This window comes from Pseudomonas sp. E315, from assembly GCF_055406205.1.
On the sequence record NZ_JBUZPJ010000009.1, the window covers coordinates 177,400 to 192,863 of the forward strand.

A 15,464-nucleotide genomic window follows, 5' to 3' on the forward strand; every position below is an offset into this window, starting at 1 on the left:
ATGTTGCCAGAAGTTACCCAGTTTGAAGATGTCGTAAAGCTGGTCAGTGATACGGGCATCCAGTTTATGGATTTTGCCTTCCATCAGAACCAGATCACGCCCGTTAACGGTGCATTCACCTTAGTGGATGGGGATGTGCTGTGCCGCTTGCAGCGCCACACCGACGGTTCATTTTTTTACGACATTGATAGCGAGAAGCGCCAAGCGGCCGAGCCGACGCTGGACATGTCGATTATCAAAAGTCTTGAGCTGCTGGATGGGGTTTGGCTGCCTCTGCCGTTCTTTCGCTACATGCCGCCATACACCTTTGACCAAGGCCCGAGCAACTGGTCGCGGATGCGTTTCGTCAAACTTCCTGAACCGGACATCGACGGCAACACCTACCGCTTGACCCTTGCCTTTGATACGCGGGTGACCCCCAAAAAATCGAGCACCGCTTACCTGATCCCCAACGGCGAGGACGTCAGTTCGGGCGTGTCCTTTCGCGTGGCAACCAAGCTGGCGCAAATGCGCTGGTTCCAGGACTTGCCGTGGGTCAAGGAGTGGCTTCTCGAAGTGTTCCGCGATGCGAGCATCCGTATCAGCCGCGAGACCCTGCTGGATCAGGAAGAAGAAAAGCATCATCAGGCGCATTACCTGAACCTGCTCAGCCTGCTGGAAAAGATCGAACAGGTGGGTCCTAATCCTCGCCAGCCCGTGGTCAAAGTGCCTGAACTGATCGTTATTGCCAATGGAGCCGAAAGTCAGAGCGAGCTCATTCCTGTGGACTTGATCCTGGACGTGGGTAACTCGCGTACCTGCGGGATTTTGATTGAGAACCATGGCGTGGATCGCATGGGCCTGCGCAATAACTACGTGTTGGAATTGCGTGACCTGCTGGCCCCGGAGCATATCTACAACCAGCCTTTTGAAAGCCGGGTCGAGTTCTCGAAGACTTCATTTGGCAAAGACCATTTCTCATTCAGAAGCGGGCGTAGCGATGCGTTCCAATGGCCGACTATTGCCCGTGTAGGCAATGAGGCCGGGCGTTTGGCCAGCCAGCGCAGTGGTACTGAGGGCTCAACCGGGCTGTCCAGCCCTAAACGCTACCTGTGGGATGAAAATGCCTACGATCACGGCTGGCGCTTCAACAACGCTTACGTCAAAACCGAAAGCGAGCCACCCGCGACTGCGGCCCCGCTCTCGCACCTGATAAACAATGTCGGCGAGGCGTTGTACAGCCTTGACGAAGACGATTGGGTACCGGTGTTCAAGCCCCTGTACTCGCGCAGCTCGTTGATGACGTTCATGTTGGCCGAGGTCTTGACCCAGGCACTGACACAAATCAACAGCCCGGCCCAGCGCTCGCGCCAAGGCAAAACCAGCATTCCGCGCCAGCTCAACAGCATCACCCTGACCGTGCCGCCAGGCATGCCACAGGCCGAGCGCAGCATTCTGGGCAAGCGCATGTCGCAAGCCATTGGCCTGGTCTGGAAGAGCATGGGCTGGGACCTCAACATTGATGACGACCCGCACACCTCAGGGCTGCCACTGACCACGCCGATCCCACAGATAAACATCGACTGGGATGAAGCCTCGTGCGGGCAACTGGTGTACCTGTACACCGAAATCGCCGAAAACTTTGCCGGCCACCCGGAAGATTTTTTCGAGACCCTGGCACGGCCTGACAAAACCGAACGTGATCGCGTCACGGTCGCCAGCATTGATATCGGCGGCGGCACCACTGACCTGGTGATTACCGAGTACAGCATTGATCCGGGTGTCGGTGGGGTCAGGGGCATGAACGTTCACATCGTGCCCAAGCAACTGTTTCGCGACAGCTTCAAGATTGCTGGCGATGACATCGTGCTGGACATGATCCACAGCGTGGTATTGCCCAGCCTTGAGCGCGCCTTGAAAAAAGCGGGTGTTGAGTCCCCGGAATCGTTGGTGTCACGCCTGTGCGGCAGTGAGTCGATCAGCACCCAAAGCGAGGTGATGCGCCAGCAACTCAACTTGCAGGTGTTCACCCCGTTGGGCTTGGCGCTGCTCAAGGCTTACGAGCAGTTTGACCCGTTGGCCCCAGTTCCGGCGGCAACCTACACCTACGGGCAACTGCTGGCGGGCAACGACATTAGCCTCAACGTATTGAACTATGTCAGCGGCGCTGTTCGCCGTGATACCGGCGGCAACGTGTTCGATCTGTTGGACACGTCGATCACCTTTGACCTGTCAGCCATTCACGACATGTTCCTCAACGCCAAGGTCAACCTGGCCAAGCCGCTCAGCTCATTGTGCGAAGTGATCGGCCATTACCCGTGCGATGTTTTGCTGCTGACGGGCCGCCCTTCGCGTCTGCCAGGGGTTCAGGCGTTTATTCGTCAGAGCCTGCCACTGGTGCCGGGCCGTATTGTGCCCATGCAGAGCTACCGCACGGGCAGTTGGTACCCGTTCCACAAAAACGGGTTAATTGATGACCCAAAAAGCACGGCCGCAGTGGGTGCGATGCTTTGCCTGTTGTGCGCCAATCACAGCGTGCATGGTTTCTACTTCCGTGCAGACAAGCTGATTCCGTACTCGACCATCAAGCACATTGGTGTGATCGACTTGGAAAACAGCATCCGCGATCGCGATGTGCTGTTCCGCGATATCCGCACCGAGCGGGGTTGCATCAAGTTGTCGGGTGACAGCGAAGAAGAGCAGTCCGTAACACCAGAACTGGCCATGCCTTCGGCCCTGCGTTTGGGCTTTCGCCAGTTGAACGTCGAACGCTGGGCCGCCTCGCCGCTGTACAGCTTGAACTTCACCACAGAAGGCAAACGCAAAATGGCATCTGGTACCCGAGACGGCAGCGGTGCGGTCGCCAGCATTCGTTTTAAAGTCGCCAGAAACCCCGAGACGGCCAGTGCAGGGCTTGTCAGCGATCAGTTGGAGATCCGCAACGTGACGTCCAACACCTTTGAGCGCTTGGACAAGGAAGACGTAGTCCTTCAGCTCAATACCTTGCTGGTGTCGAGCTTGGGCGATAACACCTATTGGCTCGATAGCGGAACAGTGAAGCACTCATGAACGAACTGACCCCTGAACAAAAAGCACTGTCTGCTCAATGGGCAGCCGTTCATGCCGGTGCAGCCCAAGCGCTGGACTGGATTGAGCAAACTCGCCCGACCGCACCCGGTCTGGACAGCGAAGCGGATGACCTGAGTTACGAGCTGCACCGTGTGCGCAACGAAGCCGTCAGCTATGAGCATGCGGCCAGCAGGCCGATGACGGTCGGCTTTTTTGGCATCTCGCAGGCGGGTAAGTCGTATTTGATTTCGGCACTGGCAGCCGGGCAGAACGAACGCCTTGAAACCATGCTCGGCGGGCAGCGCGTGGATTTCATGGATCAGGTCAACCCGGTGGGCATGGGCAAGGAGGCAACAGGGCTAGTCACGCGCTTCAGCCGTCGTGCCACACCTGCACCCGTCGATCAGTTTCCGGTTGAGCTGAAACTTTTTAAAGAGCTCGATCTGGTCAAGATTCTGGGTAACTCCTGGTTCAAGGACTTCGACCAGACGCGAGTCAGCTACACAATCACTGAAGAGGTGATTCAAGTAGCGCTCAGGCCTTTTGAGGGGCGAGAAAATGGCCCCTTGCAGCCGGGCTTTAGCGCCGATGACGTGGTTTCAACGTGGGACTACTTCCGTAACAGCTTTGCTAACAGCGTTGTGTTGCTGGAGCACAGCTATTGGCCGCACGTGTTGAAACTGGCCCCGCGCCTGAGCGTGCGTGAGCGCGGTGAGCTGTTCTCGATTTTGTGGGGCAAAGAACAAGCGCTAACCGATGTCTACCTGAACCTTGCGACCAGCCTGCACCAATTAGGCTTGCCGACCACGGTTTACGCCCCGTTAGACGCTTTGTTCAGCTTTGATGAAAAGGGCCGTGAGACCCAGCGCGACAGCATCATGAGTGTCGACATTCTGGCGCGCTTTGGCACCGACAAAGACCAGCCAATGGACGTGCTCCCGGTGATCGGCGAGCAGTTGCAAACGGCACGCGCGATTATGCGCTCGCACTTGGCGGCCCTGACCGCTGAAATGACTTTCCGGTTGGTGGAAGCCCCTAAAAACCCGATTGTTAACGAAGTCGATCTGCTGGACTTCCCCGGTTATCGCGGACGAATGTCGCTGTCTGATATCGCCAATATTGATGACCCGACCATGCGTCCCGGCGACAACCCGGTCGCGCAACTGATCTTGCGCGGCAAAGTGACGTATCTGTTTGAGCGCTACACCGACAATCACGAAATGCACGCGTTGGTGCTGTGTACCAACGTCAACAAGTCGATTGAGATCAACGACATCGGGCCGGTGCTGACGCGCTGGATCGAAAACACCCAGGGTTCGACCCCACAACAACGTGGCACCCGTGACAGCGGCTTGATCTGGGCCATGACCATGTTCGATACGCGCATCGGGCAGATGCTCGACAAGTCCGAAGGCGCGTGGATTCAGGGTTGGAACGGGATGATGAGCATGACCATGCTCGATCGCTTCAGCACCTATTCGTGGTTGAACAACTGGGGCAACGGCGTGGCGTTCAATAACGCCTACATGGTGCGCAAGCCGCACATGAAAATCGAATGCCTGAGCTACGACGCCAACAAACTCGAAACGGGAATTTTGCCGGAGTATCAAGAGTGCCTGGACAACATCGGCAACTCGCTCCTTGAAGTCCCGGATGTGTGTCGCCACTACAGCGACCCGTTAACCGCCTGGAAAGCCGTGCTGCAAATCGATGGCGGCATGTCGCGTGTCAGCGCGGGCATTACCGCAGTGGCCAGCCTGGACTTCAAACTCGGCCGCATTCGTGAGCGCTTGGAGGAGTTGGTCACAACCCTGACCTCCAAGGGCTTGGCTGAGTGGTACACCGTTGGCGGTGACGGCGCGATTGATGTCAAACGCGCTCAAGCACAAATGATTTATTCCGGTCTGCGCCTGCGCGCTCAAAAGTTGGGTGAGTTCATCAGCCACCTGCAACTGCCGGTGTCGACGGTGCGTGATCTGTACCTGAGTGGCGAATTCGAGGCCGCCACGTCTGGCGACGACGAACAAGAGTCAGCGGCCCCTGCACCGGCCGTCAACAGCGCATGGCTGGTCGACGATGGTTATGACGATGAGCCTGTCAGCGGCAAGCCGACGAAAACCGATGCGTCAGCGACCAAGCCACAAGGCCCACAGAACAGTGGTCAGCGCTTTGCCCGCGCCACGTTTAATGCGTGGATCTCGCACTTGCGTCATTTGAGTGGCCAACAAGGGTTGCTCAACCTGCTGGGCATCGACAAAAAGCTGATGGACGCCGTAGTGGCTGAAGTCATTGTGGGTGCTCACCGCGAGAAGGTGCTGGAGCAACTGACCACCGCTGTCGCCAAGTGCGCCGAATCCAATGCGCGCCGCGAACGGCAGGCAGAGCGGCAGGTGCTTCAAGTGCAGTTGGTGTTGCGCGACTTTGTGTCCTGGTTTGGCTACTTCACCCGGCCTTTGGCCGAGCGCCCTGCCAGCCGCGCGCGTCACGGCAACCCGTTGTTCAGTTTTTATCCAAAGCTGAACAACGCCCCTGCGCTGTTGGACCCAGAGTCTGTGCCCGAGCACTACCTGCCGGATCTGCCCGCGCAAGTGGGCATGCCTGCCATGACCTTTCTCACAGATTGGATGTCGGCACTGGCCGCCCTGACCGAAGCCAATGCCGGACATGGCGCTGGCAGTGAAATCACCCCTGAACAAAATGAACGGCTGGGCCACGTGCTCCAGGCCTACAAGGCGATATAAGCAATGTCGATTCGAGTCAATTTGCTCGCTTTAGAGCCACAGGCCCACGGTTACGCGCGGTTGGTCATCAAGGGCTGGAAAGGCTCGGCGCAGCGGCTGGAGTTCTCTATCCAGCGCAACACCGACAGCCATTACCTGCATGAAGGCCAAGTGTGGAGCAACAACCCGTTTTGGTTCCAGGTGCCCGAATTTTTGGCGACCGAGGATGGCAAAGGCCTGGAGGTGCTGGTCGGCCCGCAGATCGTCGACACACTGCTCGAAGGCAGTGTGAGCGGTTCGTTCAGCTTCGTGCTCAACGCACCGGCGACCGGCACCAAAGATGACGGCGTTGTCCTGCCCGGACGAGGCGTTACGCCTAAAGCGGCGGGCGATGAGAAAGCCGCGCCGCCGGTGTACAGGGGCATCATTTTGGCCGACGTCGCCGGCTCGATTCCCGCGCCTGCACCTGCGCCGGTTGAAGCACCGCCCGTGGTGGTTGAGCCTGCGCCCGAGCCGATCCCGGAGCCTGTGATTGCGCCAACCCCGCAACCTGCGCCCGAGCCTGAACCCGCGCCAGCACCTGCTGCCCCGCCACCACCGCCTGCTCCTGCCAAAAAGAAAGCCTGGCTGATACCGCTGATCATCGCGTTGGTGGTGCTTGCCGCTCTCGCCGTGGGCGCGTGGTTCTGGCTTAACAAAGCCCCCGCTGTCGTCGACGTGCCTGAGCCGACGCCACCGATTCCAGTGCCGGGCGATACCGCTTGCACGCTTGAAAGCATGACCACGCTCCCTGAGCTGGCGTTTGTGCAGGCGTGCATCAAAAAATCACCGGGCAGCGACGAGTTGCTGGAGATCATCAACGTGGCCAAGGCCAATAAGCACTGCGGCGTGGCCCAGCGCTTGTACGCCAACCGTGCGCAAGCTGGCGATATGAACATTGCCCGCGCTTACGCTCATGAATACGACCCTAAATTCCACCAGGCCAGCCCCTGCTTCGCTGAGCCAGATGGCGCCACTGCCGCTTGGTGGTACGAGACCATCCTCAGCCATGACCCTGAGAATGCCGAAGCCAAAGAACGCTTTGAGGAGTTGAAACCGTGAGCCGTTTTGCATTGGCTGCCAGCGCCTTGCTGGCGCTGAGCATCGGCAGTTCGCTGGCCCACGCCGACGACAAGCCGTTGATTCAGGAAGGCAAGAAAACCCTGTTCCAGCGCGTGTTGACCACGCCCGGTTGCAAGCTCAGCAGTGCTGCTGGTGGCGATGCCGGTGCTGCGCAACCCACGTTCAGCCGCTTTTACGTGTACGAGCGGGCACAAGCAGGCAATGCCGAGTGGCTCAAAGTCGGCCCCGACAGCTACGGCAAAACCATCGGCTGGTTGCCTGCTGCATGTACGACTGACTGGAAAATGCAGCTCACGCTGGCCTTCACCAACCCGGCCAACCGTGACCGTCTGATGTTCTTCAAAGACCGCGCCACGCTTGAAGGCATCCTTGATGCGCCAGATCCGGTCAGCAAGGTTGCCCCCCTGCGTGCCAAGCTCAAGCAAGGCACACAGGCGCCGGGCGTGCTGGCGCAAGAGCCTGAATACTTCGTTGACCTGCACAAACAGTTCTATCTGCTGCCGGTGCTCAGCGGCGAAGAAGTGATGACCGAAGAAGGCTTTCGCACGCGGCTGCTGAACGTGGCGTCGGTCAGCAAAGCAGAAGACAAGCCGGTGCAAGCGAGCACGGCGGCTACCCCGGATGCGAGCGCGACCCAAGCGGCCAGCCAGTTGAAGGAATTCAGCGCGGCCGTGGTGTTTGTCATCGACTCCACAATCTCGATGGACCCGTACATCGACCGCACCCGCGAAGCAATTCGCAAGGTCTACAAACAGATCGAAAGCGAGAACCTGGGCAATCAGGTCAAGTTCGGTCTGGTGGCGTTCCGTTCCAGCACCAAAGCCGTTCCGGGCCTGGAATACGTGACCAAAATGTACGCTGACCCCAACAAGGTCACCGGCAGTGAAGACTTTCTCGCCAAGGTGGCTGACCTCAAACAGGCCAAGGTGTCGAGCAAAGCCTTTGATGAAGACTCGCTCGCGGGCGTGATGCACAGCATCGACAAAGTGGACTGGACACAGTTCGGCGCACGCTATGTGGTGCTGATTACCGATGCGGGCGCCATTGAAGGCGACGACCAACTGAGCAGCACCGGGCTTAACGCCGATCAAGTGCGCATCGAGGCCGCCAACCCTGGCGTTGCGATTTACACCCTGCACCTGAAAACCCCAGCCGGGATCAAAGACCACGGCAAGGCCGAAGCGCAGTACCAAAACCTGTCCACTTACCCTGGCACCAACACCTCGCTGTACTACCCGGTCAACGCCGGTGACGTGCAAGCGTTCGGGCGCAAAGTGGATGCGTTGGCCAGCGCGATCACCTCGCAGGTCAAGGCCGCTTACATGGGTGACGACGCCATCGGCAGTGCGCTAAACGCCAAGCAAGAACCGGTTGCCGCCAAAGACCCGGCTGAGCAAAAACTGCTGGATGACGCGGCCCTGATCGGCCACGCCATGCAGCTGGCTTACCTCGGTGAAAAAACCAACAGCCAGGCGCCGCCCGTGTTTGAGGCGTGGATCACCGACCGTGACCTGATCAAGCAAAACATCCCCACCACCGATGTGCGGGTGCTGCTGACCAAGTCTCAGCTCAGCGATCTGAGCGACGTGATGAAGCAAATTCTGGATGCCGCCAACGAGGGCCTGATCTCGCCGACCGAGATGTTTGATCGTCTGCGTTCGGTGGCCGCGACGATGGGCGCCGACCCTAATCAGCTCAAGCAAAACGGCAACGCCAAGCTGGCTGAAATGGGTGTGCTCGGTGAATACCTTGAAGACCTGCCGTACCAGAGCGAAGTGCTCAACCTGGACGAAGAAACCTGGAAGAGCTGGGACGGGCTGGCCCAAGAGAAATTCATTCGCAACCTGAGCACCAAGCTGCGCCACTACCAGCGTTACAACGCTGACGTGGATCGCTGGGTAGCCTTGGCCAAAGACAGCGATGCGCGTGACAACGTGTACCCGGTGCCGCTGGAAATGATGCCTTAACGAGACGCACATGCTCGATATTCAGGACATGCTGGTGCGCCGTGGTAGCGGCGCCCAGGCTCATAGCGTGCGCTTGCCAACCTTGCAGGTGAAGGCCGGAGAAATTTTGGCCATCACCGGCGAGAGTGGCTGTGGCAAAAGTACCCTGCTCGAAGCCATTGGCCTGCTGCTGCTGCCCGTTGAGCTGGGGCGCTTTAGCCTCGGCCCGGCCCGCCATGAGCCGCAAGCAAACCCATTGGATATCGCCAAGATGCTCGCCGCCAACGACCAACCGGCCTTGTCGGCAGTGCGTTCGCGGCACTTGGGGTTCATCTTGCAAAGCGGCGGCTTGCTGCCGTTTTTAAGCGTGCGCGACAACATCAGCTTGCCCCGGCGCCTACTCGGCATGCGGGCTGAGAGCGCGCAGGTCGATCGCGCTGTTCAAGCGCTGCGCCTTGAAGGCTTGCTGGGCAAACTGCCGCAAGCCTTGTCGATTGGCGAACGCCAGCGGGTGGCGTGTGTGCGGGCCATCGCCCATGAGCCGCAGTTGCTGTTGGCGGACGAGCCCACGGCCGCACTCGATCCTCACAGCGCCAAGCGTTTGTTTGAGTTGCTGCTGAGTCTGGTCAATGAGCTGGGCTTGAGCGCGTTGGTGGTGTCCCACGATTGGGCGCTGGTACGCGACTTTGGTTTACCGCGTTTGGGCGCCATCAGTCGTCAGGGAGAAACACGCTTTGAAGCGATGGATTAGCCGCCTCGGCCTGCTCGGCAAGCTGGCGGTTGAAGACCTCTGGCATGATCGCAAAGTGTCGTTCTGCATTGCTGCCTCGCTGGTGGCGGTGATCGCGCCGTTGTTGCTGCTGTTCGGCCTCAAGCATGGGGTTGTCAGCCAGTTGCAGAACGAACTGCTCAGCGACCCGCGCAACCTTGAAGTGAAAATGCTCAGCAGCGGCAATTACGACACCGGCTGGATTGAGCGCCTGCGTGCCCAACCTGACGTGGGTTTTGCCATCGGCCAAACGCGCTCGCTCAATACCCAGGCCGACTTGTTGGTGGGCATGCAGCGCTTTGTGGATAACGCCGAAATTATCCCCACCCAAGCCGCTGACCCGCTGCTGAACCTGCCCAATATCCACTTAAGTGGCAATCAAGTGATCCTCAGCGCCCGTGCGGCGCAGCGCTTGCAGGCCAATGTGGGCGACAGCGTGCGCTTGCGCGCCACGCGCCGTTTGGACGCAGTTAACGAGCGCGGTGAGCTGACGCTGACGGTGGTCGCGGTGCTGGACGGCGCCCGATTTGCCCGTGCGGGCGGGTTTGTGGCGCCGGCCTTGTTGCTTGAGCTGGAACGCTTTCGCGATGGCTACCAAGTGCCCGCGTTTGGGCTGGACACCGGCAAACCGCTGGGCGACCTGCAACCGCTGTATGCCCGCGCCCGCCTCTACGCCCGCGACATTGATAGCGTTGCCCCGCTGGAGCGCTGGCTGAACCAACAGAACATCGAAACCTCAAGCCGCTTGGCAGACATCGACAACGTCAAAGCCATCAACCATGTGCTTGGGCTGATTTTTGGCGTGATTGCCGCCGCCGCGCTGATCGGCTGCATTGCGTCGATGATGGGTGCGTTTCTGGCCAACATCGACCGCAAGCGCAAAAGCCTCGCGGTGCTGCGCCTGCTGGGCTTTAGCAGCCCGGCGGTGGCCGGGTTTGTGATCGTTCAGGCGCTGTTATTAAGCGTGGTGGGCTATGTCGGCGGGTTGGCTTTTTATGGCGTGGGCAGCGTGTTATTTGACCGCTTGCTCGGCAGCAGCCAGGCCACGGGCACGTTTGTCTGCCACATCACCCTTTGGCACGGGCTCGCTGCCCTGCTGATCGCCTTGTTGGTCGCTGCACTGGTCGCCGTGATCGGCGCCCTGCGGGCCATCAGCATCCAACCTGCGGAGAGTTTGCGTGAGCTATAAACGCGTTGTGTTGCTCGCATCACTGAGCTTGGGCTACCTGCTCAACGCTTCGGCGGCGGGCTGGGACGAGAAATATTACAACCCGGCCCCGGACGCTAACGACGTCGTGCTGCCGATGCCGTGCGACGGTTCGATGGTGTTTCGCAAGGTGTTCATCCCGGTGACCGGCCCGCTGGACGACTACCCGATCAACATCGGGCAAGACAGTGCCGAATGGGGTTACGTGGAGCAAAAGCGCCCGGCATTTATTGCGGGCAGTTTCACCGGCAGTAAAACCGACAAGTCGCGCTACTACTTGATGGCCAAGTACGAACTGAGCCAGTTGCAGTACCAAGCGCTGACCGACGAAACCTGCCCTGCGCCATCCAACAAATTGCGTTTGCCGCAAGTGGCGATCAGTTGGGTTCAAGCCATCGAAGCCGGTGACACGTACAACCTGTGGCTGCGCAAAAACGCGGCGGCCAAATTGCCCAAGGAAGACGGCGCGCTGGGCTTTTTGCGCCTGCCGACCGAGACCGAATGGGAATTTGCAGCCCGTGGCGGGCTGGAAGTGGGCGCCGCAGAATTTAGCGACACCCGCTACCCGATGCCGGACGGCCTGAATGCTTACGAGTGGTTTGGCGGCGCGCAATCGTCCAACGGCAAGTTGCAACTGAGCGGCCTGCAAAAGCCAAACCCGCTGGGCTTGCACGACATGCTGGGCAACGCCGATGAAATGATGTTCGAGCCCTTTCGCCTGAACAAATTGGATCGTCAACACGGCCAGGCGGGCGGTTACGTGGTGCGTGGTGGCAACTACCTGACGCCGCAAGCTGACTTGCGTACCTCGTTGCGCAAAGAAGAGCCGTATTACAACGCTGAGGGGCAGGTGAAAAACAAAACCACCGGCCTACGGTTGGTGCTGGTGTCGCCGACGCTGACCTCTCGTGAACGAGTGGGCAGCATCGAGAAGAGTTGGAAAAAGCTCGGCACAGGTGCTCAAGAGGGCAACACGTCCAAGGACAAAGGTGCTGTTCAAGAATTGAACAATCTGGCATCGGCGGTTGAAGACAAGGCCCTCAAAGAGAAGCTGCAAACGCTGGAAAACCAGCTGCGCGCCAGCAACCAGCAGCAGGCAGAAACCCGCGATCAGGCCATTCGTGCCAGCCTCAATCTGGGCGCGTTTTTGTGCACCAAGATGCTCGATGACGGCAAATACCTAGACTTCTTGCAGAAAAACTACGCCCTCAACTGCGAGTCCGAAGACAAAGACCCAAGCTGTGACATGCGCAAGGGCAAGCTGGATGAGCAAAAAGACCGTCTGCACAAACTCAGCCGCTACTACGCCAGCAGTCTGGTGGAGTCGGCGTCCTTGTATGGCCAGCCACTGCTGGAGCCGCAAGTGCCTGTGATGGAAGAAATCATCAGCCAGAACAAACAACTGCAAGAACTCAAACCTTACTTGCGCACTCACTGGGCCAATCAGAAGACCTACCTGCAAAAGCAGAAGATCGACGCTGATGGCTGGCTCAACAGCTGCAAGTCAGTAACCCAATAAGCCCCAACACGTGTTTCAACAAGGAGCAATTCGATGATGCGCAGCCTGTGGTCCTCTTCCAAATTAATGATGGGTTTTGTACTGACAGGCAGCCTGCTGCTGGGCGGTTGCGCCAGTACCGGCAGCAGCATGGTCGACCCGCGTCTGACTCAGAGCTCTGACGCCGAATTCTTCAGCAAGTCGGGTTATCAGGCCTGTGCAGTGGGCGCCGGTGCGGGTGTGCTGGCCTGCGTGTTGTCCGATAGCGGCAACAAAACCGTGTGCATGATTGCCGCCGGTGTGACCGCCTGTGGCGTTGCAATGGGCGCCAACTACTATCTGGATCAGCGTCGCAGCGAATACTCCAACACCAGCGAACGTTTGCAGAAGTACAACAGCGATGTGCAGTTGGACACGCAAAAAGTGGTAGCCCGCACCGCGACGGCTCAGCAAGTGATCAAGGATGACCAAGCGCAAATCGCTCAGATCAAGCGCGACCTGGCCAGCAAAAAAATCGATCAGGCGCAGGCCAAAAAGCAGATCGCGATGGTTGACGGCAACATTGCGCAGCTGCGCACCGAGCTGGATAACATGCGCACCAAAGTGAAGGGCTACAACGACGTGGTGAAAGCCGAGCGTGTGCAAGGCGATGCCCCTGAGCTTAAGCAGATGGATGCCAATATTTCGAAAATGAACGAGAAAGTGGCCAGCCTGCAAAAAGAAGTGGATGGCTTGTACAGCCAGCGCTCAGCGATCACCTTGGGTTAAGACGATGAAAGCACGATTGATTCTGGGTTTTGGTGCCTTGCTGGTCTTGTCTGGCTGCGCCACCCAGCCGGGTGAGTGCGATGCCAGCAACCGCGACGCGGGGCTGTTTACCAAAATGAACTGCGATGCGGGCGGCGGGTACAGCGAGCAAATTCGTCAAAACGAATTGGCACTGGCCAAGTCGCAACAAGAAAACGCCATGTTCCATCAGGTGTACGAGAACATCGCTGCGCAGCAAGCCGCGTCGCGTACCGACTTGCAGGCGCAGCGAACATCTCAGGCTGCGTTGAACCAGTCGTTGGGTCAGTTGCTCGGTTCGCTCAAAGCCCGCAGTGGTAACAAGGCGCAAGTGCAGCAACAAATCGCGGGTCTGGAGCAGCAGCTCAAGGCGGCGCAGGCCAAACCTGCCAGCACCTCGAACCCGGCGCAATTGGCCGCCAAGCAGCAGGAACTCAAAGCGCTGCAAAAGAAGGTTAACCAGCTGCAATTCAGCCTCGGTTACGAATAAACCTTCTTGCCCTCCCAGTCGGCGGCCCAGTGCCGCCGACGTTTTTTTCAGGAACTCAACGCATGCAGCGCATTACTCGGGATGAGCGCGCCAGCCCCACAGGGCTCGGCGCACTGGAAGCTAAAATCGCGCTGATCCTCAAGCACTTTCCGCCTTCGGTGGCTAGCGTGTACGCGATCCCGCGGATCGGCAGCGGCGATGTGGTTGAGTGGTGGACCGAGCTAGGCGGCCAGCCCACGCGCTTTCATGATTTGACCGAAGACCAGCAAGCGGCCTTGCTGGAGCGTTATCGCCAGCGCCAGGAAAGCCTGGGTTTGTTGGTCAACGAGCTGGCAACGCGCGGCCTGCCCGAGCAAGCCGTTAGTTTGCGCACGCTCATTGCCCCGCCAGACCTGAACAACCTGTACAGCGTGAACGGTGACCCGGTGGTTGTGCGGTGGGGGTTGGCAGACCGCGAGCCTGTGGTTGCGCCGCCGCCAGCACCCCGCCCAGCTGCGCCGCCACGGCCTGTGGTGGTGTGGCGTATATGGCGCGGTTGGCCGTGGTTATTGCTGTTATTGCTGTTGGGCCTGTTGCTGTGGGCGCTGTGGCATTGGCGATTGCCCCTGATGAACCTGTGGCCGTCCACCCAAACTTACTCGTGCCGTGCCAAAGATCCGGCTAATGCAGGCTTGCCGCCTGAATTCGTGGTGATTCTGGACACCTCTGGCTCGATGAACCTCAACATCAATGCCACCAAGGCCGATGAAGACTGGTACTTCAAAAGCCGTCCGCAGCCTGAAGATGATGACCCGCGCACTATCAAAATGTTCAGCCCGCAAACCCGTCTCGATGTGGCCAAAGCGTCATTGACCGGGATGATCAACAACTTGCACCCGGACATCGACACACGGCTGATGACCTTCGCTGGATGCTTTCGCCAGCCTGATCACGGGGTGTTCAACGCCTCACAGCGCCCGCAGCTCATCGCAGGCATTCAGGGGTTGCAAGCCAACGAAGGCACACCACTGGCCTCCAGCCTGAAAAAAGCGGCCCGGCAAGTGAACGGCCGTGATCGGGATGCCGTGATTGTGATGTTTGTGGATGGCGACGACGGCTGTAACGCAAACGTGTGTGCGGTGGCGCAGCAGATTGCTGTCGATCAGCCACGCCTGCGGGTCAACGTGGTCAATATTGGCGACAGCTCATTGTCCAACTGCATTGCCGAAAACACAGGCGGCAGCATTTACTCAAGCCGCAACGCCAGCGACTTGGCCAATGCGCTCAAAGAGGCCACTGAGTCAGTGTCTGAGTGTGAATAACCTGTAGGAGCTGACAAGGCACGCAGGCTGCGCAGCAGTCGTAAAATCAGGCGCTGCGGTGGGCCAGGTGCATGGGGTTGCCAGGTTTACGAACGCTTCGCGCCCGATCGCAGCCTTCGGCAGCTCCTACTAAGTCCGGGATAACGGCTAATTACCTGTAGGAGCTGACAAGGCACGCAGGCTGCGATCGGCTGCGCAGCAGTCGTGAAATCAGGCGCTGCGGTGGGTCAGGTGCATGGGGTTGCCAGGTTTACGAACGCTTCGCGCCCGATCGCAGCCTTCGGCAGCTCCTACAAAAGCTGGGATAACCGCTAATCCCCTGTAGGAGCTGACAAGGCACGCAGGCTGCGATCGGCTGCGCAGCAGTCGTAAAATCAGGCGCTGCGGTGGGTCAGGTGTATGGAATTGTCAGGTTTACGAACGCTTCGCGCCCGATCGCAGCCTTCGGCAGCTCCTACAAAAGCCGGGTTAAGCGCCGATCCCCTGTAGGAGCTGACAAGGCACGCAGGCTGCGATCGGCTGCGCAGCAGTCGTAAAATCAGGCGCTGCGGTGGGTCAGGTGTATGGAATTGTCAGG

General features: G+C 58.9%; 10 protein-coding genes. All 10 read left to right on the forward strand.

Annotation, left to right across the window (positions count from 1 at the left end):
* The 10 genes from ACZRJQ_RS14625 (at position 1) to ACZRJQ_RS14670 (ending at position 14,887) form a co-directional block, all read left to right on the forward strand.
* Positions 1 to 3,048 carry a virulence factor SrfB gene (locus tag ACZRJQ_RS14625; protein ID WP_463979041.1) on the forward strand — a complete coding sequence of 1,016 codons (3,048 nt, stop codon included), beginning with the start codon at positions 1 to 3 and terminating at the stop codon, positions 3,046 to 3,048.
* Positions 3,045 to 5,789, forward strand: a complete 2,745-nt coding sequence (locus ACZRJQ_RS14630; RefSeq protein ID WP_463979042.1) for a virulence factor SrfC family protein — start codon at positions 3,045 to 3,047, stop codon at positions 5,787 to 5,789. The genes ACZRJQ_RS14625 and ACZRJQ_RS14630 overlap by 4 nt, the downstream gene beginning before the upstream one ends.
* A gap of 3 nt (positions 5,790 to 5,792) precedes the next feature.
* Positions 5,793 to 6,869 carry a hypothetical protein gene (locus ACZRJQ_RS14635; protein ID WP_463979043.1) on the forward strand — a complete coding sequence of 359 codons (1,077 nt, stop codon included), beginning with the start codon at positions 5,793 to 5,795 and terminating at the stop codon, positions 6,867 to 6,869.
* Positions 6,866 to 8,857 (forward strand): vWA domain-containing protein, encoded by a 1,992-nt coding sequence (locus ACZRJQ_RS14640; RefSeq protein WP_463979044.1) that lies wholly within the window; start codon positions 6,866 to 6,868, stop codon positions 8,855 to 8,857. Before ACZRJQ_RS14635 ends, ACZRJQ_RS14640 begins: the two co-directional genes overlap by 4 nt.
* A 10-nt stretch (positions 8,858 to 8,867) precedes the next feature.
* A complete protein-coding gene (locus ACZRJQ_RS14645; RefSeq protein ID WP_463979045.1) occupies positions 8,868 to 9,587 on the forward strand; it encodes an ABC transporter ATP-binding protein in 720 nt (239 codons plus the stop codon).
* Positions 9,571 to 10,794 carry an ABC transporter permease gene (locus ACZRJQ_RS14650; RefSeq protein WP_463979046.1) on the forward strand — a complete coding sequence of 408 codons (1,224 nt, stop codon included), beginning with the start codon at positions 9,571 to 9,573 and terminating at the stop codon, positions 10,792 to 10,794. Before ACZRJQ_RS14645 ends, ACZRJQ_RS14650 begins: the two co-directional genes overlap by 17 nt.
* Positions 10,784 to 12,331 (forward strand): formylglycine-generating enzyme family protein, encoded by a 1,548-nt coding sequence (locus tag ACZRJQ_RS14655; RefSeq protein WP_463979047.1) that lies wholly within the window; start codon positions 10,784 to 10,786, stop codon positions 12,329 to 12,331. The genes ACZRJQ_RS14650 and ACZRJQ_RS14655 overlap by 11 nt, the downstream gene beginning before the upstream one ends.
* Positions 12,332 to 12,364: 33 nt before the next feature.
* Positions 12,365 to 13,078, forward strand: coding sequence for a hypothetical protein (locus ACZRJQ_RS14660; protein ID WP_463979048.1), 714 nt, complete (start codon positions 12,365 to 12,367; stop codon positions 13,076 to 13,078).
* A 4-nt stretch (positions 13,079 to 13,082) separates the two neighbouring features.
* Positions 13,083 to 13,586 (forward strand): hypothetical protein, encoded by a 504-nt coding sequence (locus ACZRJQ_RS14665; RefSeq protein ID WP_463979049.1) that lies wholly within the window; start codon positions 13,083 to 13,085, stop codon positions 13,584 to 13,586.
* Positions 13,587 to 13,648: 62 nt separating this feature from the next.
* Complete coding sequence (locus tag ACZRJQ_RS14670; RefSeq protein WP_463979050.1) at positions 13,649 to 14,887, forward strand: VWA domain-containing protein; 1,239 nt, start codon at positions 13,649 to 13,651, stop codon at positions 14,885 to 14,887.
* The last annotated feature ends 577 nt before the right edge of the window (positions 14,888 to 15,464 follow it).